At 72.9% G+C, this 19,999-nt stretch carries 11 protein-coding genes; 6 read left to right on the forward strand and 5 right to left on the reverse strand.

Annotated elements, in window-relative coordinates; genetic code table 11:
* Nucleotides 1–36: 36 nt before the first annotated feature.
* Entirely contained in the window at nucleotides 37–783 is a 747-nt protein-coding gene (locus LIV37_RS05955; protein WP_121826215.1) for an AraC family transcriptional regulator, read from the forward strand.
* Between the two features lie 15 nt (nucleotides 784–798).
* Here LIV37_RS05955 and LIV37_RS05960 read toward each other — a convergent pair whose 3' ends face one another.
* From LIV37_RS05960 to LIV37_RS05970, 3 genes are all read right to left on the reverse strand, one after another.
* Entirely contained in the window at nucleotides 799–2,673 is a 1,875-nt protein-coding gene (locus LIV37_RS05960; RefSeq protein ID WP_020866194.1) for a CASTOR/POLLUX-related putative ion channel, read from the reverse strand.
* A gap of 107 nt (nucleotides 2,674–2,780) precedes the next feature.
* Nucleotides 2,781–5,456 carry a SpoIIE family protein phosphatase gene (locus tag LIV37_RS05965; protein ID WP_020866195.1) on the reverse strand — a complete coding sequence of 892 codons (2,676 nt, stop codon included), beginning with the start codon at nucleotides 5,454–5,456 and terminating at the stop codon, nucleotides 2,781–2,783.
* Between the two features lie 261 nt (nucleotides 5,457–5,717).
* Nucleotides 5,718–6,092 (reverse strand): hypothetical protein, encoded by a 375-nt coding sequence (locus LIV37_RS05970; protein ID WP_020866196.1) that lies wholly within the window; start codon nucleotides 6,090–6,092, stop codon nucleotides 5,718–5,720.
* A 243-nt stretch (nucleotides 6,093–6,335) separates the two neighbouring features.
* Here LIV37_RS05970 and LIV37_RS05975 point away from each other — a divergent pair, with 243 nt between their 5' ends.
* Together LIV37_RS05975 and LIV37_RS05980 are read left to right on the forward strand one after the other, a co-directional pair.
* Nucleotides 6,336–7,715, forward strand: coding sequence for a Gfo/Idh/MocA family protein (locus LIV37_RS05975; protein ID WP_020866197.1), 1,380 nt, complete (start codon nucleotides 6,336–6,338; stop codon nucleotides 7,713–7,715).
* A gap of 58 nt (nucleotides 7,716–7,773) precedes the next feature.
* The gene (locus LIV37_RS05980; protein ID WP_020866198.1) at nucleotides 7,774–8,466 is read left to right on the forward strand and encodes a DUF4232 domain-containing protein; all 693 of its coding nucleotides are present in this window, start codon (nucleotides 7,774–7,776) and stop codon (nucleotides 8,464–8,466) included.
* Nucleotides 8,467–8,501: 35 nt separating this feature from the next.
* Here LIV37_RS05980 and LIV37_RS05985 read toward each other — a convergent pair whose 3' ends face one another.
* Entirely contained in the window at nucleotides 8,502–15,227 is a 6,726-nt protein-coding gene (locus LIV37_RS05985; protein WP_243146397.1) for a type I polyketide synthase, read from the reverse strand.
* Between the two features lie 83 nt (nucleotides 15,228–15,310).
* Nucleotides 15,311–16,657, reverse strand: coding sequence for a beta-ketoacyl synthase N-terminal-like domain-containing protein (locus tag LIV37_RS05990; protein ID WP_020866201.1), 1,347 nt, complete (start codon nucleotides 16,655–16,657; stop codon nucleotides 15,311–15,313).
* 523 nt (nucleotides 16,658–17,180) lie between these two features.
* Between LIV37_RS05990 and LIV37_RS05995 the strand changes: the two genes are divergently transcribed.
* From LIV37_RS05995 to rocD, 3 genes are all read left to right on the forward strand, one after another.
* Complete coding sequence (locus LIV37_RS05995) at nucleotides 17,181–17,672, forward strand: Lrp/AsnC family transcriptional regulator (RefSeq protein ID WP_020866202.1); 492 nt, start codon at nucleotides 17,181–17,183, stop codon at nucleotides 17,670–17,672.
* 134 nt (nucleotides 17,673–17,806) lie between these two features.
* The gene (gene ddaH / locus LIV37_RS06000; protein WP_121825767.1) at nucleotides 17,807–18,616 is read left to right on the forward strand and encodes a dimethylargininase; all 810 of its coding nucleotides are present in this window, start codon (nucleotides 17,807–17,809) and stop codon (nucleotides 18,614–18,616) included.
* A complete protein-coding gene (gene rocD / locus LIV37_RS06005; RefSeq protein WP_020866204.1) occupies nucleotides 18,616–19,887 on the forward strand; it encodes an ornithine--oxo-acid transaminase in 1,272 nt (423 codons plus the stop codon). Before ddaH ends, rocD begins: the two co-directional genes overlap by 1 nt.
* Nucleotides 19,888–19,999: the final 112 nt, after the last annotated feature.

Genomic DNA, 19,999 nt, shown 5'->3' on the forward strand with positions numbered 1-19,999 from the left:
GCCACCGGCTCCGATGGCCGATACCATGAGGTCGCGATGGAGAGAATCCGCCACGCTCCCCAGGCGACGACGGGCCAGCGCCCGCTGCCCGCCGGTAGTGGCATCGACGCGCACCGGCATGACGAGCACCAGATCGTCTACGCCGGGCGCGGGGTGCTGGCGGTCACCACCGACGCGGGCAGCTGGATCGCGCCCGCCAACCGGGCGCTCTGGATCCCGGCCGGGACCGTCCATGAGCACCGCGCGTACGGCGCCACCGACCTCCATCTGGTGGGGCTGGCGGTGGCGGACAACCCGCTGCGGCTGGAGCAGCCCGCGGTCCTCGGCGTCGGCCCGCTGCTGCGCGAGCTGATCATCGAGTACACCGCGCGGCCGGCGGACCTCGGCGCGGAGCGCCGCCGGCTGCGGGCCGTACTGCTCGATCAGCTCCGCCGGTGTGCCGAGCAGCCGGTGCATGTGCCCGCCGCCAGGGATCCGCGCCTGGCGGCGGTGTGTTCCATGCTCCACGGCGACCCGGCGGACAACCGGACCCTGCGACAGCTCGGCGCCGCGGCCGGGGTCGGCGAGCGCACCCTGACCCGGCTGTGCGGGGCGGAGCTGGGGATGACCTTCCCGCAGTGGCGCACCCAGCTGCGGCTGCACCACGCCCTGCGGCTGCTGGCCGACGGCGTCCCGGTCACGGCCGTGGCGCATCGCTGCGGCTGGGCGTCCAGCAGCGCCTTCATCGATGTCTTCCGCCGGGCCTTCGGCCACACCCCCGGCGCCCATCGCGCGCTCGGCTGACGCCCGCGGCCGCGTTCAGTCCTCGGCCAGCACCACGACCGTATCGCCCTCCTCCAGGGTCAGCGGCGCGGTCTTGGACGGGTTGAGGTGGACTCCGTAGAGCGGTGGTTCGTCGCTCTGCCGGGCCAGCCGGTAGCCGATGGCCGTCTCACCGCGCTGGCGGGCGGCCTCGATGACGGTGGCGAAGTTGGCCTCCGCGCCGGGTATCAGATAGCTGGGCGCCGGTTTGAGGTAGATCTCGGAGCCCTGTGGGTCGAAGAGGTCGGCGAAGACCGCGTACAGATGGCGGTTCTCGGTGAGCTGGGTCAGCAGCAGGCTGATCACCTTGGTGGAGACGATGAAGTCGTCGGCCTTGGTGACCTGCGCGACCTCGCGGTTGGCGTCGTCGTGCATCTCGGTGACGATGGAGTACGGATCGTCGCCGAGCTGGATCTCGATGTCGCGCAGGTGGAGCAGGGTGACCAGGGTACGGTCGTCGGCGCGTCCGGGGTCGATCCCGTCGTCCGCCAGCACCACGATGTGGCGGTAGCCGTCCAGCCCGAGTGCCTCCAGCGACGGACGGCGGGTGGGTTCGCAGTACTTGAAGCCGACCGTGAGGTTCTTCAGCTCCCGGTTCCCCTCCTCCCGGGGCTGGCGCGCGGCCGCGATGTCCACCACCGAGCCGGGTTTCACCAGCAGGTCGAGCTGCGCGATGATCTTCTCCGCGCGGGAGTTCCAGCCGATCAGCAGCGTCCGGTCCGGCACCGGTGGCCGGAACTCGGCCATGGCCATCGCCGGGCGCGCGATCGGGGGCCGGGTGACCGCCGTCTTGATGAGCAGATCGTCCTCCGCGACCGTCAGCAGCCGGTCCCCGCGCCCGATCACGGTGTCCATGGGCGGGTTGACCAGCACCTCACCGTCGGCGCGGTGCACGCCGATGGGCGCACCGAGCTCAAAGGCGTTCAGCGACTCCCCGTAGGTGGCGCCGGTCAGCGCGGGCTCGTCCCAGGGGTAGATCTCGTTGCCGACGAAGCTGAGCAGTTCGTTGAAGACGGTGGAGAGACCGGACTGGCGGTGGGACTGCACGATCAGCCCGACCGCGATGTCATCAGCGTCGATCACCAGCGCGGTGTCCCCCGCGGCGAGCCGGGCGGCCGCCAGGTTCGCGGAACTCTGCACGGCGGCCACCACATTGGGCCGGGTCCCGGTCCAGGTGCGGCTGTTCAGCAGCAACAGCGACTTGATGACGTCGATGTCGCTGTCGTCCCCGACGGGCGAGAGCACCATGATGGCCTTGGCGCTGTCCGGGCTCACCAGCTCCAGGTCGCCGCGCTGAAGCGGATTGCCGGAACGGCAGACCACCCGGGTCTTCCCGGTGTCCGGGATGCGGCGCCGGATCTCGTCCTCCATGTCGACCTTGTCCCGGTCGGCGAGGACCACCACACAGGAGCGCCGCTCGCTCTGATTGGCCTCCACCAGCTCCGCTATCACCGTGAACACCTGCTCCGACCAGCCCAGCACGATGGTGTGGTGGTGCTCGATCAGCCGTGAGGTGCCCTTGCGCAGCTGCTGGATCCGGGCCTCCAGACCGGTGGTCAGCACACCGATCAGCGCGCTGACGATGAAGATGCCGCCGATGGTCACCGTGAGCATGAGGACGAGGAACAGCGGCCGGCCGCTGTCCCCGCCCATCGTGCCCGGGTCGAGGGTGCGCAGCAGGCTCATCCAGACGATGCCCGGCCAGCCGCCGTTCTCCTTCGTGTCGTGGTGGGCGAAGGCGACCGCCACCCCGGAGACCAGGGTGATCAACGCCAATGAGGCCAGCCCCAGCCATCCGATCAGCGCCGGGGTGCCACGGTCCATCGTCCCGTCGAACCAGTACCGCAGCCGCTCCCGCAGCCTCTTGCGCATGCCGCATTCCTCCATAGCCCATCGCGCCACCGGGCCCAACGGCCCGTGGTGAGCGGCGCTTTACGCCATGAGGGTGTCGTCTGACGGGGCTTCGGCGCCAATCGGGGTCAGCCGGAGATGTCGGCCCACTGATCGAGGAGGTCGTCGCCGCTGCGTTCGCCCAGCCGTGCCACCGGGGCGGTCAGGGGCTGCTCGGCCCAGATGATCTTGCCGTTGGGGGTGTAGCGGGTCCCCCAGCGCTGGGCGTACTGGGCCACGAGGAAGAGCCCTCGGCCCCCTTCGTCGGTGGTGGCGGCGCGGCGCAGATGCGGGGAGGTGCTGGAGCCGTCCGCCACCTCGCAGATGAGGGTACGGGCGCGCAGCAACCGGACGCGGCTGGGGCTGCATCCGTAGCGGATGGCGTTGGTCATCAGCTCGCTGAGGATGAGTTCGGTGGTGAAGCCGACCTCCTCAAGACCCCATGCACTCAGTTGCCGGGCCGCCTCGTTGCGGATGCGGGCCACCGCGGCGGGGTCGGAGGGCAGCTCCCATTCGGCGACGTGCCCGGGGTCCAGCAGATGGGTGCGGGCCACCAGGAGGGCGATGTCGTCGCCGGGGTGGGAGGACGCCATGGTGTCGAAGACGGCCTGGCAGGTCTCCTCCGGAGTGCGCTCGGGCAGTCCGGCGAGCGTGGTGCGCAGCACGCCGAGCCCCTCGTCGAAGTCCCGGCCGCCGTCCCGGATCAGCCCATCGGTGAACAGGGCCAGCCGGCTGCCCTCGGGCAGCTCCAGCTCGACGGTCTCGATGGGCTCACCGCCCAGGCCCAGCGGGGGGCCGAGGGGGACGTCGGGGAAGGTCACGGTGGAGTCGGGGCGGACCACCGCAGGGCCCGGGTGGCCGGCGCCCGCCATCGTGCAGCGGCCGGAGACCGGGTCGTAGATGGCGTACAGGCAGCTGGCGCCGCTGATCCCCGGGGCGTCGGTGCCCGCGGCGGCCTGGTCCTGGTCGAACCGGCTGACCAGTTCGTCGAGATGGGCCAGGAGTTCATCGGGCGGCAGGTCGAGCGCGGAGAAGTTGTGCACGGCGGTGCGCAGCCGGCCCATGGTGGCGGCGGCGTGCAGTCCGTGGCCGACGACATCGCCGACGACGAGGGCGACCCGGGCGCCGGGCAGGGGGATGACGTCGAACCAGTCGCCGCCGACTCCGGCCCGGGCGGGCAGATAGCGGTGGGCCACCTCCATGGCGTCCTGTTCGGGCAGGCCCTGGGGCAGCAGGCTGCGCTGGAGGGTGGCCGCCATCGCGTGTTCGCGGGTGTAGCGGCGGGCGTTGTCGATGGCGACCGCGGCGCGCGCGACCAGTTCCTCGGTGAGCGCCACGTCGTCCTCGTCGAACGGCTCGGACTTCTCCGAGCGCCAGAAGGTGGCGATGCCCAGGGTGACGTCCCGTGCCCGCAGCGGGATGGTGATCATCGAGTGGATGCCATACTTGACGATCTTGGTCGCCTGCTCGGGATCCTGCTCCTGCCATCCCTCGTAGGTCCGCAGATCCGCCTCGAGCACCGGCCGGCCCGCGCCGAAGCCCAGCGCCTGGGGCACGGTGCCGCTGTAGGTGATCATCTTGCCGACCCGCCACAGCGGATGGTCGGACCGGACGCCACAGGTGGCGGTGCGGCGCATGGCGCTGCCCACGGGCTCGTCGCCGCGCAGCACGGGGTCCACGAGGTCGACGGTGGCGAAGTCGGCGAACCACGGGACGGCGAAGCGGGTCAGCTCCTCGGCGGTCCGTACGACATCGAGGGTGGTGCCGACCTTCGCGCCGGCCTCGTAGAGCAGCCTCAGCCGCCGCTCCGCCACTTCGGCCTTCCCGGACAGCGCGCGCAGTTCGGTGGAGTCGCGGAGCGTGGCGACGCTTCCGGACATCCCGCCGTCCCATCGGGTGGAGCGCTGGTTGACGGCCAGCAGCCGCTCCCCGGCCAGATGCACCTCGTCGGTGACGACCCGGCCCGAGGCGAGCAGTTCGGCGGTGCGCGGCTCGATGCCGAGCTCGGTGACGAGGCGGCCCTCGGCGTCCGGGGGCAGGTCGAGCAGCCGGCCGGCCTCGTCGTTGGCGAGGACCAGGCGGCCGTGGCTGTCGACGATGAGCACGCCTTCCTTCACGGAGTGCAGAACGGCGTCGTGGTGCTCGTACATGCGGGTCATCTGGGCGGGGCCGAGCCCTCGCGTCTGGCGCCGCAGCCGCCCGCCGACCAGCGCGGTCCCGCCGGTGGCGAGCGCGAGCGCACCGGCGGCGGAGCCGAAGACCAGCGGCAGCTGGCGCTCGACCCGGCCGCTCACATCGGCGGCGGTCATCCCGGCGCACACCACACCGGCCACGGTGCCGTCGCCCCTGGGGATCGGGACGGTGGCCTGGACCTCCCGGCCGAGGGGGCCCCGCACCGACTCGGTGACGATCTTGCCCTTCACCACGGGCTTCCAGTCGGCCACCAGCGTCTTGCCGATGTACTGCGGCTTGGGGTGGGTATAGCGGATGCCGTGGGTGTTCGCCACGACCACGAAGTCCAGATGCGCCCGCTGGCGGGTCTTCTCCGCCCGGGGCTGGAGCAGGGTGGTCGGATTCTCGGCGTACATCGCGGACGCGGTGCCCGGGGAGGTGGCGAAGGTCTGGGCGACGGCGGTGGCGCGGTTGAGGGCCTCCTGCTCGCTGTCGATCCGGGCCTGGAGGATGAGCGCCGTCGTGGCCGCCACGATGAGCAGGCACACGAGCAGCACTTGGACAGCGAAAACCTGCCCGGCGATGCTGCGCACGCTCAAGCTGTGCAGGCTCAGGAGCGAGCGGAGACGCGTCCGGGAGGGGGTGTGTGGGGCAAGCCTTGATCGACCGAAAACTCCGACCACGCACCCTTCCTACCATTTATCCCCCTCCGATCGGGAAGCCTCGTCGCGCACGATCCATGGCCGTCCCGGTGCGTGATACACATTGGCACGATACGTGGCGCCGCGCCCACACAACGCTCACCATGGCCCCTCGACGGGCGTCACCGGCCCCGTCGGGGCGAGGGGGCACGGTCACACATCGAGCCGGAGGGCCACATCGCGCATCGTCGCCCTCGCGGCGTCCAGATCCACCCGCGTCCGGTCGGCCACCAGATAGAGGAAGACCCCCTGGCTGGCCCGCTGACTGAGCGGACGGATCAGGTGGTACTCGGTGTCCAGCGTGACGACGATGTCCTCGAGCCGCTCCGGGCTGTAGCCGAGAAACTCCAGAGTGGACAGCTTGGCCCGCAGCACATCAGTGTCCCCGTAGGCCACCTTCTCCAGGTTCGGTCCCTGCGAGGTCTGGACGGCGCCCAGGGTGATCCGGCTCAGATAGTCGACGACCGAGGCCGCGAGTGCGCCCTCGCACTCCATCATCTCGCGCAGCGACTCCTGGATATCGGTCATGGCCCGTCACCCTCCCGGGAGCTGTGAGGGGCGCCGACAGCGGCCCGACACGTCCACCGCGCCGGGACCCTGGAGGTCATGTCCACTCATTTCATCCTTGCACAGGGTCCGCCCGTGCACCCCCCCCCGCACGGCCGACCCGGCCCGTGCGGCACTCCCCGTGGTGGCGGGCCGCCGATCGTCCTATCCTGCGCAGGCGTTGATCGACTTCGGATTGAATCGTTTGCTTCCGCTGGAGGACGCATGACCGTCGGCAGCACCCCGTCCCGGGCCGTGGTGGTGGGCACCGGCTCCCGGGCCCAGATGTTCACCGAGGCGCTGGCCCGCCGCCCACGGCTGAGGGTCGCCGCGCTGTGCGATCCGAACCCGGTGCGCATCGCCCACCACCAGCGGCTGCTGAAGGAGGCGGGCGAGCCGGAGGCCGCCGCCTGGAGCCCGGAGGAGTTCGAGCGGCGGCTGCGCGCGGACGATATCCAGGAGGTGGTGGTGACCTGCGTGGACGCGCTGCATGACGCGTACATCGTGCCCGCGCTGCGGGCCGGCTGCCGGGTGGTCACCGAGAAGCCGATGACCACCGACGCGGCCAAGTGCCGCCGCATCCTGGAGACGGTCCGGGAGACCGGCAACCATCTGGCGGTCGCCTTCAACTACCGCTTCAACCCGGTGCACGAGGAGGTCCACCGGCAGCTGTCCGGCGGCGCCATCGGCGAGGTGCTGTCGGTGCACTTCGAGTGGCTGCTGGACACCCGGCACGGCGCCGACTACTTCCGCCGCTGGCACCGCGAGAAGGAACACAGCGGCGGGCTGATGGTGCACAAGTCCAGCCACCACTTCGACCTGGTCAACTGGTGGCTGGGGGCGCGGCCGGAGGAGGTGTTCGGCTACGGCCGGCTCGGCTTCTACGGCCGTGCGGCGGGCGAGCGCAGCGGCTACCGGCGCGAGTACGAGCGGGCCCACGGCGCCGCCGCCGCGCGGGACGACCCGTTCGCGCTGGAACTCGCCGAGAACGACGCGATGCGCTCGCTGTACCTGGACGCCGAGGGCGCGGACGGCTACCACCGCGACCGCAATGTGTTCGGCGACGACATCACCATCGAGGACGACATGGCGCTGCTGGTCCGCTACGACACCGGCGCCACCATGACGTACCACCTGACCGCCTACTCCCCCTGGGAGGGCTACCGGGTGATGTTCAACGGCACCCGGGGCCGGCTGGAGCTGGAGGTCGAGGAGAGCGCGTGGCAGCCGCCGCTGCTGGGCACCGCCTCCGGGCGCGGCACCATCCACGGCGACCAGGCCCTGGCCAACGCGGGCGGACCGCGGCTGGTGCTGCGGCCGCTGTGGGAGCCGCCGCGGGAGGTGGAGCTGCCGGCGTTCGACCACGCGGGACACGGCGGCGGGGACGAGCGGATGCTCGATGTGCTCTACGGGCCGGTGGATCCGGCGGACGGCCCGGGGGATCCGGCGGCGGCCATCGGAGCCGCGGCCGTGGACGCCTCGGACGCCTCCCGCCGGCGGGCCACCGAGGAGGACGGGGCGCTCGCGCTGGTCACCGGGCTCGCGGCCAACCAGTCGTTCGTCAGCGGAAGGCCGGTGGCCACGGCGGACGTCGTGACGCCGTAACCGGGGCGTTCGGTCCAACGCGGCTCATCCCGCCCGGCGTTGGGGCAGGATGAGCCGCATGGACACGGATGCGATCACCACACCCCGGGCGCCCCTCTTCCGGAGCGCCGCCCGGCACCGCCGAAGACGGCTGCTCGGCTCGCTCGCGGCGGCCGGTCTGCTCACCGCGTGCGGTACGCAGTCCTCGTCGGGAGTGGCCGCGGTGCCCGACGAGGCCACGTCCCGCCCGGCGGGCCCCACGGCCGTCCCGGACACCACCGCGCCCACCGCTCCCGCGGCCTGCCCCGACTCGGGGGTGCTGCTGCGGGCCGCGGAGGCCGACGCGGCGATGGGGCTGCGGGTGCAGCAGATCGAGCTGGTGAACTGCGGCACGCGCGCCTATACGGTGAGCGGCCATCCGTCCGTCCAGGTGCTGGACGAGGACCTGGAGCCGCTGGAGGTCACGGTCAGCCACGGGGCCTCGGCCATCGCCACCCTCGACGGCTTCGAGACGGCCACCGGGCCGGTGCGGCTGAAGCCCGGTGAACGGGCGGTGGCGCGGCTGGCGTGGCGGAATCTGGTGACGGACGTGACGCGCCCCGCCGCCGACGGGCGCTATCTGAAGGTCGCGCCGAACGGCGGGGGTGAGGACGCGCAGACCGTGCCCGACCATGTCGACCTGGGCACCACCGGCAAGCTGGGCGTGAGCGCCTGGGCCCGCCCGGCCCCGGATGCCCCGGGTTCCCCGGAGCGCCCGGACGCCCGTCCGTAGCCCGCCGGTGGCGCCGACGAGGTCCCGTGCTCCCGTCAGCCCGGAGCGCCCAGCCGCTCCTCCGGCCGGTCGGCCGGGTCGAGCTCCAGCTGCTGGGCGAGCCCGGCGGCCAGGGCCTCCACGGTCGGATGCCGCCAGACGAAGTTGCCCGCGAGCTTGATGCTCAGCCCCGTCTCCAGCCGCACCCGCAGCTCCATGGCGAGCAGCGAGTCGAAGCCCAGCGACTTGAGCGGGGTCCGCGGATCGAGGGTGGTGCTGCTGAGCCGCAGCACGGCTCGGATGTGCTCGGTCAGATAGGACTCCAGCGCGGTGCGGCGGGCCGGACCGGCCGGGAGGGCGGCCAGCCGGGCGCGGATGTCGCCGGTGCTCTCCCGGGTGGCCGCCGGGGCGTCGTCACCGGGGAGCAGCGGGGCGAACAGCGAGGACCGGCGGCCGGTGGCAGGGATCCAGGTGGCCGGTTCGCCGGGGATCACCCCGGTCTGCACCCGCCGATGGGCCAGCAGGGCGCCGAGCGCGCGCAGCCCCTCGTCCGTGGGGATCGTCTGGTAGCCGCGGTCGGCGAAGCCGGTGGCCACTCCGGTCTCGCCCCACGGGCCCCAGTTGACCGCGAGGGTGGGCAGGCCGCGTGCCGAGCGCCAGGCGGCGAAGCCGTCCAGCCAGGCGTTGGCGGCCGCGTAGGCACCCTGTCCGGCGTTGCCGAGCAGGGAGGCCATCGAGGAGTACACCGCGAACCAGTCCAGCCGGTGCCCCTCGGTGGCCCGGTGCAGCCGCCACGCCCCAGTGGCCTTCGGCGCCCATACGCGGCGCAGCTGGTCCTCGCGGATGTTGGCCACGGCCGCGTCGTCGAGAACCATCGCGGAGTGGACGACGCCGTGCAGGGACGCCCCCTCGCCGGAGGTGGCGGCGGCCACCAGCCGCTCGGCCGTGTCCGGGCGGGCGATGTCGCCGGTGACGACGGTGATCCTGGTGCCGGCGGCGGAGAGCTCGGCGAGTGTCCGTGCGGCGGCGCCTACCGGTGCGGTCCGTCCGTTGAGCACCAGGTGGCCCGCGCCCTGCCGGGCCAGCCAGCGGGCGGTGGCGAGTCCGAGGCCGCGCAGACCGCCGGTGACGATGTACGTCCCGCCGTCCCGCACCGTGCGGGGTCCGTCGGGCAGCACCGCGTCGACCCGGCCCTCCTGTGGGATGCTCAGCACCAGTTTGCCGATGTGGCGGGCGCCGGCCATCTGCCGGAACGCGTCGGTGACCGCCGCGAGCGGATAGGTGGTGCAGCGCAGTGGTTTGAGGCGGCCCTCGCCGATCGCGGTGAGCACCTCGCGCAGCATCGCCGCGTACTCCCGCGGGCGGTCCAGCTGGAGCTCCCTGAGGTCCACGGTGGAGAAGGTGATGTTGTGACGCAGCGGGGCCAGTCCTAGCGGGGCGTCGGAGAGGATGTCGCGGACGCCCAGTTCGACGAAGCGGCCGAAGGGACGCAGACATTCGAGACCGGCCCGGATGGCCGCCCCGGACAGGGAGTTGAGCACCACGTCGACCCCCTCGCCTCCGGTGGCCTCCATGATCTCGTCGCGGAAGTCCAGCGACCGGGAGTCCATCACCCGGGCGACGCCCATCCCCCGCAGGAAGCGCCGCTTCTCCTCGCTGCCCGCCGTGGCCAGCACCTCGGCACCCAGCAGCCGGGCCACCGCGATGGCGGCCAGCCCGGTGCCGCCGGTGGCCGAGTGGATCAGCACCCGCTCCCCCGCGCTCACCCGGCCGATGTGGCGCAGCGCGTACCAGGCGGTGAGGAACGCGATCGGCAGTCCGGCGGCGGTGTGCGGGTCGAGGCCCTCGGGGAGGGGCACGGTGCGGTCGGCGGGGACGACGGTGTACGAGCCGAAGGCGCCGCCGTGCACATCGGCCGCCACCACCCGGTCACCGGCGCGGAGATGGTCGACACCGGGCCCCACCGCGCTCACCTCGCCCGCGCATTCGAAGCCGAGCCGGTAGCGGATGTCCTCGTCGCCTGGGAGCAGGCCCATGGCGGTGAGGACGTCACGGAAGTTCAGGCCCGCGGCGAGCACCCGCAGTTCCACCTCACCGGGTCCGGCCGGGCGGCGGGGGGTGGTGGTGAGCTCCAGGCTGCCGAGGTCGCCGAGGCGGCCGGCGCGCAGCCGGAAGCCGTCGGTGCCGCAGCGCACGGTGCGGGCGGCGGCGGTGGTGCGTTCGGTGTCGGTGAGGGGCGCGTGGTCCAGTTCGGCGGTGTAGCGGGCTCCGTCGCGCAGCGCGATCTCGTCCTCGGGGCCGTCGGCGAGGAGTTCGGCGGCGAGGGTGTCCGCGAGCTGGTCGGGGGCGGCCGGATCGGTGTCCACCGAGGTGGCCCGCAGCTCGGGGTGTTCCAGGGCGAGCACCCGCAGGACTCCGCGGAGCGCGCTCTGTCCGGGGTCGCCCAGGTCGCCTGGGGTCACGGTGCGGGCGCCCGAGGTGGCGGCGTAGAGGCGGGGCGGTTCGGGGAAGCGGGCGGTAAGCGCCTGGGCGGCGGCCAGCAGCCGCCGGGTACGCCGCAGCCCATCCTCCGCGCCGCCCCCGGCGGGGTACGGACCGCCCTCGGCGGAGTACGCGCCACCCTCAGCGGAGTGCGCGCCGCCCCCGGCGGGATGCGGGCCGCCCTCGCCGGGGCGCGGGCCACACACGGCGAGGTGCGCGCCACCCTCAGCGGAGTGCGGGCCGTCCCCGGCGGAATGCGGGCCGCCCTCGCCGGGGCGCGCGCCGTCCCCGCCGGGGTACGCGCCACCCCCGGCGGAGTGCGGGCCACACACGGCGGGGTACGCGCCACCCCCGGCGGAGTGCGGGCCACACACGGCGGGGTGTGCGCCGCCCCCGGCGGGATGCGCGCCACCCTCGCCGGGGCGCGCGCCGTCCCCGCCGAGGTGCGGGCCGCCCTCAGCGGGGTGCGGGCCGCATACGAACACCACGGCGCGTGGCCGTTCCCCGGGGCGGGTGAGCCGGTTGGTGAGGGCGTCGCGGAACACGTCGAGCCCCTCGTCGGTCAGGGGCGCCTCCCACACCCGGGCGGTGGCTCCGGCGGCGCGCAGGGCGGCGGCCACCGGGCGGGCGGTGCCGTCCGCCTCGCCGACGATCAGCCACCGCCCCGGGGGCCGGGTGGCCGGGGGCCGAGCGGCGCGCCGCCAGCCGACCTCGAGGAACCACTGGTCGACCTCGGCCGCACGCTCCACGGCCCGGTGGACGATGCGCAGCCCGTCGACGGCCAGGACCGGCCGCCCGTCCGCGTCGAGCAGGCGGACGTGGCCGATGATGGCTCCGGGGGTGGTCTCGGCGAGCCGGGCGTGGCCGTACACGGCGGTCTCGGGGTCGCCGAGGACGCGTACGCATCGCATCCGCGCGGGCAGCAGCAGCCGCCGGTCGCCCTCGTCGAGCAGTCCGGCGATGAGGAGTTGCGCGCACAGGTCGACCAGGACGGGGTGGACACGCAGCCCGTGTCCGGGTTCCCGGGCGGCCTCGGGGATCCGCACCCGGGCCCAGAAGCTGTTGCCCTGGCGGGAGGCGGACACCTCGGTTATGCCCTGGAACGCCGGTCCGTGTGCCACGCCCCGGGCCCGCAGATTGGCGTACAGCGCCTCGGCCTCGATGGGTACGGGATGGCGCAGGGCGAGCGTACGGACGGAGGCGGCGCGGGAACGGGGTGGTACGGCGAGTCCGCGGAGCACGGCGGTGGCCTGCCGCACCCAGGCGCCGTCCTCGTCGCGTCCGAAGATCTCGCATTCGGCGCGGTCGGTGGCGGCGAGGGTCACCGTGGTGGACAGGTCGGTGTGGTCGGCGAGCCGCAGCAGTTCGCGGAAGTGCAGATCGGTCACCTCGGCCTCCTCGGGCCCGGCGCCGAACACCTCGCAGGCGGCGGTGAGCGCGAGGGCGTAGGAGACCGCGCCGGGCAGGACGGGGGCGCCGTGCACCCGGTGGTCGTCGAGCCAGGGCAGGGCCGCGGTGCCGGTGCGGGCGCGCCAGGAGTGGCGGACGGGTTCGCCGGGCACTTCGAGGTGCGCGCCGGGCAGCGCACCGGCCGAGGTGGTGTCAGCGGGGGCGGGGGCGGGGAGCGGGGCGTCGGCCCAGTGGCGGGTGCGGTCGAAGGTGATGGGCGGTACGTCGGCGAGTGCCGCGTCCGCGTACAGCACGGACCAGTCGACGGGGACGCCCGCGCAGTGCAGCGCGGCCAGATGGGTCCGGAAGGTGGTCGGCTCGTCCGCCTCGCGGCGGAGTGTGGGCAGGACGACGGGGTCCTCCACCAGCCCGGCGAGGCCGACCAGGACGGGGTGGGTGATGACCGGGTGGGGGGAGATCTCGACGTACACCAGGTGGCGGTCGGCCGCGGCGGCGGCGACGGCCGCGGAGAACCGGACCGGGTGGCGCAGATTGGCGCACCAGTAGTCGGCGTCGAAGGCGGGCGGGGTGTGCGGATCGTCCAGGACGGTGGTGTAGAAGGGCACCTCCGGGCGGCGGGGGTCGAGGTCGGCGAGGGCTGTGCGCAGATCGGCCAGGAGCGGGTCCACCTGGGGCGAGTGCGAGGCGACGTCCACGGCGATCGGCGCGGCGGGGACGGAGCGGGCCTGCCAGCCGGCGACGAGCCGTTCGATGTGTGCGGTGTCCCCGGCCACCACGGTGGAGCCGGGCGCGGCCATGACGGCCACGGTGACGGCTTCGGCGGCGCCGCCGCTGTCGAGTTCGGCCTGCACCTCGTCGGCGCCGAGGCCCACCGTGGCCATGGCGCCCCTTCCGGCGACGCGGGTGAGCAGCGCGGAGCGGCGGCAGATCACCTTGGCCCCGTCGGCGAGGGAGAGCGCCCCGGCCACCACGGCGGCGGCGACCTCGCCCATGGAGTGGCCGATGACCCCGGCGGGCTCCACGCCGTGGGCGCGCCAGGTGGCGGCGAGCGCGGTCTGGAGGGCGAACAGCACGGGCTGCACCCGGCCGCAGCCGGTCACCGGCGCACCGCGGCGGACGATGTCGAGCACCGAGAAGCCGGATTCGGCGGCGATGAGGGCGTCGGCCTCGGCGAGCGCCTCGGCGAAGACCGGTTCGGTCTCCAGCAGCCGCCGTCCCATGCCGGGCCACTGGGAGCCCTGTCCGGAGAACACCCAGATCGGCCGGCGGGAGACCGCGGCGCCCACGGCGCCGCTCACCACGGCGGGGTGGGCCTGCCCGTCGGCGAACGCCCTCAAGGAGCCCACGAGTTCGGCGCGCGAGGCGGTGATGACGCCGAGCCGTCCGCGGCCGGCGCCACGGCGCAGCGCCAGGGTGTGGGCGATGTCGCGCAGCGGGGTGTCGGCGCCGCCGCCCTCCAGCCAGTCCGCCATCCGGCGGGCGGCGCCGGGCAGCACGGCCGGGGAGCCCGCGGGGACGAGGAACACCTGCGGAACGGCGCGGGTGGCGGGCCGGGGCCGTGGCGATGTGGGGCGGGACGCGGGGGCGGGCGGTTGTTCCAGGACCACGTGGGCGTTGGTCCCGGAGAAGCCGAAGGAGGACACCGCGGCCAGCCGGGGGCCGGTCCGCACCGGCCAGTGGGTGAGCTCGCGGGGAATGAAGAAGCGGGTTCCCTCGGCGGCGATGTCGGGATTCCACCGGGTGAAGTGCAGATTGGGCGGGATCTGGGCACGGCCCAGGCACAGCACGGCCTTGATCAGTCCGGTGACTCCGGCGGCGGGCTCCAGATGGCCCAGGTTGGTCTTGACCGAGGCCAGGGCGCAGCGGTCGCGGCCGGTCCCGTAGACCTGCGCGAGGCTGGTGAATTCGACCGGGTCGCCGACGGGGGTGCCGGTGCCGTGGGCCTCGACCATGCCGACGTCGGCGGGGTCCACCCCGGCGCGGCCGAGCGCCTTCTCGTACAGGGCGCGCTGGGCGGCGGCCGAGGGCGCGGCGAGCCCGTCGGAGTGGCCGTCCTGGTTGACGGCCGAGCCGCGCAGCACGGCCAGGATCCGGTCCCCGTCGCGCAGCGCGTCGGTGAGGCGTTTGAGGACGACGATGCCGCAGCCCTCGCCGCGGACGAAGCCGTCTGCGGCGGCGTCGAAGGCGTGGCAGTGGCCGGTGTGCGAGAGCATGCCCATCCGGTCGAACGAGCGGGTGATCCGCGGCTCGAACATCAGGGTGACCCCGCCGGCCAGGGCCAGATCGCACTCCCCCGCGCGCAGCGCCTGGACGGCCAGGTGGACGGCGACCAGGGAGGACGAGCACGCGGTGTCCAATGCCACCGACGGGCCGTGGAGGCCGAGGAGGTAGGAGATCCGGCCGGTGGCCACGCAGTGCCCGTTGGCCAGGGCGGAGCCCTCCAGCTCGCGGGGGTGCCGGTCGAGCCGGTTCATGTAGTCGTTGTAGCTGAGCCCGGCGAAGACGCCGGTGGCGGTGGAGCCGAGCTTGTCGGGTGGCATTCCGGCGTGTTCCAGGGCCTCCCAGGCCACTTCCAGCAGCAGTCGGTGCTGGGGGTCGAGGATGTCGGCCTCGCGTCCGGAGACGCCGAAGAAGTCGGCGTCGAAGCCGGCCACGTCGCGCAGATATCCGCCGCGTACGGGCGGTGCGGGCGCGGGCCGGGCGGTCGTGGCGGGGTCTGCCGCCCAGAGCGCGGCGCGCTCGGCGGGCGGTTCGCCGACGGCGTCGCGTCCGTCGGCCAGCAGCCGCCACAGGGCGGCGGGCGAGTCGGTGTCACCGGGGAGCCGGCAGCCCATGCCGACGATGGCGATGCGGCCGGGGGAACGGCCGGGGGCAGGAGTGTGCTGACGCATCGGGGTCTCCGTGGGTGTGCTCGGCCCGGGGTGGGGGCCGTGAGGGGCCGTGGGGTGGAGATCGCCGCGGGGGTTGAACGGACTCAGGTGGCGTCCGGGCCGCCCAGCAGCATCGCGTGCTTCACGCCACCGATCTGGTAGTTGAAGCTGAGCGCGTGGTCGAAGTCGAGGGGACGGGTGCGGGTGCCGGGAACGGGGTCGAAGGGGAGCCCGTCCGCGGGCTGCTCGCAGTTGGCGGTGGGGCACACCTCGCCGAACTCCATCATCATCAGGGTCAGGGCGAGGCCGAGGCAGCCGGCGGGTGAGCCGTGGTGGCCGAAGCATCCCTCCTGGGAGGACATCAGCACGGTGGGGTCGGGGCCGTAGAGCTCCCTGATGGTGTTGGCCTCCAGGGCGGTGACGGCCGCGCCGCCGTCGCTGGCGCCGTTGATGTACGGCACCTGCTCGATCCGCCGACGGTCGCCCAGACAGAGGCGTACGGCCCTGGCGAGCTGGGCGCCGGAGTCATCGGCGGCGAGCGGGTTGGCCAGGCCGTCGCGGGTCATGGCGGCGGCGAGCACCTGGCCGTAGAGGTGGGCGCCGCGGCGCGCGGCGTGCTCCCTGCTCTCCAGGACCACGGTGGCGGATCCCTCACCGTGGTTGATGCAGTCCGCGCGCCGGTCGTAGGGGCGCATCAGGGAGTCGAAGGACGGCAGCAGATCGGGCATTCCGGCGGCGTCCATGCCGTCGTAGGCGTGCTGGGCGCCGTGCAGCAGCCGCTGGCCCTTCCGGATCAGGTCGACGTTGAAGACGTCGACGCCGGTCACCACCGCGAGGTCGGTCTCACCGGTCGCGATGAGGCGGCGGGCGTTGCCGATCTGCACGGCGGCGGAGGAGCAGCCGCAGGAGACGGTGAAACAGGGGCCGACGGTCCGGGTCAGCGCGCCCTGGACGACGGCCACGTCGGATGGGGACACGGCCTGTTCGGCGGCGACGAACATCTCCAGGGCGTCGAGAGTGGTGGCCGAGTCGGGGTCGATGCCGAGCAGGGTGAGATAGCTGTCCACATTGGCGTCCACGCTGCCGCGGCCGACCAGCAGGGCCGCCTCGCCCAGCTCACCGGCGGCCAGGTCGAGTTCGGCGTCGGCACTCGCCTCGACGAGGGAGACCAGGCCGTAGCGGTGGGCGTTGGTGTAGTGGCGGGAGAAGAATTCGGGGATGTCGGGGAGGCGTTCGGCGAACTGCTCGGCACTGAGGTGCACCGAGCCGTAGTGGATGCCGGGCCGGCCGAGGACGGTGCGGCCGTGGGAGGCGATGTCCCACACCTGGGCCGCGGTGAAGACGGGTTCGGCGCCGCCCGGGAGGCAGAAACCCAGGCCGGTGACGACGGTGTCCCGTGGGTTTCCGGGGCCCCCGGAGGCCGGCCGGAGTGGGTGCCGGCGCGGGCTCACGACGCCCTGCCGGATCTGAGGAGGGTCATGACGGTGGTCCCTTTCGCTCACACCGGAGTACGGGGCCGCCGGTACGGCGAGTCGCCGAATGCACGGTGAGACCTCCGGTGTTCCGGAATCGGTTCATGTGTGAATTCGGCACGTGCGGCGCGGCGTTGGACGTACTCAGGCCTTCCCCCGTTGGATGGTGAGTCGTCTCCGTCGGGAGAGCCGCTCATCGTCCGGAAAGGACAGGTGGAATAGCTGACGCTACGCCTGGACGGACAGGGGCCGGTAGGTGGTGTCGTATCACCGCGGTGGATTCGGCCGTTCCGGCGCACCGCCCTTGTACCCCCGGAGCCCATACCGCGCGACCCCGGGGAAAAGGGGGCTCGTGCCCCGGTTCACGCCCCCTCTTGTGGAATCTTTCTGAAAGAGCGTAGAGAAAAGGACGCCTCAGGCACTCACTGAGTATGGGGCGGTTTTGAGCACAGGCAAGAGGCCCCCGCACACAGGGGACGAAAGACGCAAAGGATGATAGACGATGACACATCAGTCCGTACCGTTCGACGATCTGGACCGCAAAATCGTTGCGGCCCTGGTCGCCAACGCCAGGACCAGCTTCACGGAGATCGGCGCCGCGATCGGGCTCTCGGCCTCCGCGGTCAAGCGCCGTGTCGACCGGATGCGGGAGACCGATGTGATCACCGGCTTCACCACCACCGTGCGCCCGGCCGCCCTCGGCTGGCGGACCGAGGCATATGTCGAGGTGTACTGCGACAGCGCCGCGCCGCCCCGGCGCCTCGCGGAGGTCGTGCGCAACTATCCGGAGATCATCGCGGCCATGACGGTGACCGGCGGCGCGGACGCCCTGCTGCATGTCATGGCCACCGATGTGGAGCATTTCGAGGAGGTGCTGGAGCGCATCCGGGCCGAGCCCTTCGTCCGCCAGACGATCAGCTACATGGTGCTGTCACACCTGCTCACGGGCAGTGCGGAGGCCGGCGCGGCCCCTCCCGCGACCGCGACGCAATGAACCGCCGCGAACTGGCATCCGCACGCAGCATCGGTGCGCCGACGCGCAGTTTTCTTTTCTTGTCTCCCCTCTCCTCCGCTTTCTACCGTTGATTCATCCCCCCGGTCGCCCGCGGAAGCGAGAGGAATCCTCCGTTGCCCCTTACGCGTGTGCCGCGCCCCAGGCGCTTCCTGACCTGTGCCCCCAGATATTTCGATGTGCGGTATGCCATCAATCCCTGGATGCGTGAGGACACCGAGGTCGACACCGACCTCGCCCAGACGCAATGGGAGACGCTGATCCGCGCCTACCGCGACCACGGTCATCGGGTCGAATTCATCGAACCGGTGGCGGGGCTGCCGGACATGGTGTTCGCGGCGAACTCGGCCCTCGTCCTGGAGGGCCGGGTCTTCGGCTCGCGATTCCACGCACCGCAGCGTCGGCCGGAACAGCTCGCCTACGAACGGTGGTTCAAGGCGGCGGGATTCGACGTCCATCCGCCGGAATCGGTGTGCGAGGGCGAGGGCGACCTGGTCCCGGCCGGGCCCTACGTCCTGGCGGGCACCGGCTTCCGCACCACCCGGGCGGCCCATCAGGAGGTGCAGGAGTTCTTCGGGGTGCCGACCATCAGCCTGCTGCTGGTGGACCCGTACTTCTACCACCTGGACACCGCGCTGTTCGTCCTCGACGACCGGAACATCGCCTACTACCCGGAGGCGTTCTCCCCCGGCAGCCGTGAGGTGCTGGGGCGGCTCTACCCCGACGCGCTGATCGCCACCCGCGACGACGCCATGGCCTTCGGGCTCAACTCGGTCTCCGACGGCCGCCATGTCTTCGTCGCGCCCCAGGCCACCGGGCTCATCGACCAGCTCACCGACCGCGGTTACGTCCCCGTCCCCGTCGACCTGTCGGAACTGCACAAGGCCGGCGGGGGCATCAAGTGCTGCACACAGGAGATCCGCTGATGACCGCCACCACCCCCATCGCCTCCGACTCCACCACCTCCGGTTCCGGCGCGGCCGTGGCGAACGGCGCGGCTCGCTCCTCGCAGGAGCTGATCCGCGCCGAGGAGACCTCGCTCGCGCACAACTACCACCCGCTGCCCGTGGTCGTCGCCGGCGCCGAGGGCGCTTGGGTCCGGGACGTCGAGGGGCGCCGCTATCTGGACATGCTGGCCGGGTACTCCGCCCTCAACTTCGGCCACCGCCACCCGGCGCTGATCGAGGCCGCCCACCGCCAGCTCGACCAGCTCACGCTGACCTCCCGGGCCTTCCACAACGACCGGCTGGCCGGGTTCGCCGAGGGGGTTGCGGAGCTCACCGGGCTCTCCATGGTGCTGCCGATGAACACCGGCGCGGAGGCGGTGGAGAGCGCCATCAAGGTCGCCCGCAAGTGGGCGTACGAGGTGAAGGGCGTCGCCCCGGACCAGGCCACCATCGTGGTGGCGGCCGACAACTTCCACGGCCGCACGACGACGATCGTCGGGTTCTCCACTGACCCCGTGGCCCGCGACGGCTTCGGCCCGTTCGCCCCGGGCTTCCGCGTCGTGCCGTACAACGACCTCGCGGCGCTGGAGGCCGCCGTCGACGAGACCACGGCGGCGGTCCTCATCGAGCCGATCCAGGGCGAGGCGGGCGTGGTCATCCCCGATGACGGCTATCTGCGCGGGGTGCGCGAGCTCACCCGGCGCACCGGGACGCTGTTCATCGCCGATGAGATCCAGTCCGGCCTGGGCCGCACCGGCACCACGCTGGCCGTCGAGCACGAGTCGGTGATGCCGGATGTGCTGCTGCTCGGCAAGGCGCTGGGCGGCGGCATCGTGCCGGTGTCGGCGGTGGTGGCCGACCGTGCGGTGCTCGGGGTGCTGCGCCCCGGCGAGCACGGCTCCACCTTCGGCGGCAATCCGCTGGCCGCGGCGGTCGGCTCGGCCGTGGTCGATCTGCTGCGCACCGGCGAATTCCAGCGCCGGGCACGGGAGTTGGGCGAGGTGCTGGGGGACGGGCTGGCCGCGCTGAGCGGCAAGGGCGTCGTGGGCTACCGCTGCCGCGGGCTGTGGGCGGGCGTCGATGTGGACCCCGCGCTCGGCACCGGCCGTGAGGTGAGCGAGCGGCTGATGGCCGAGGGGATCCTGGTCAAGGACACCCATGGTTCGACGATCCGTCTGGCACCGCCGCTGACCATCACCCGGGCGGAGCTGGAGGGGGCGCTGGCGGCACTGGAGAAGGTACTCGGCTGATCGCGGAGACGCGGCCGATCGAGCCGACCGATTGATCGAAACCACGAGGCGCCGGGCCGCATTATGTTTCATACGGCCCGGCGCTTCGTCATGTTCAATCCCGTTCGGAGAT

Origin of the sequence: Streptomyces rapamycinicus NRRL 5491 (assembly GCF_024298965.1) — a bacterium.
Classification (GTDB): Bacteria; Actinomycetota; Actinomycetes; order Streptomycetales; family Streptomycetaceae; genus Streptomyces; species Streptomyces rapamycinicus.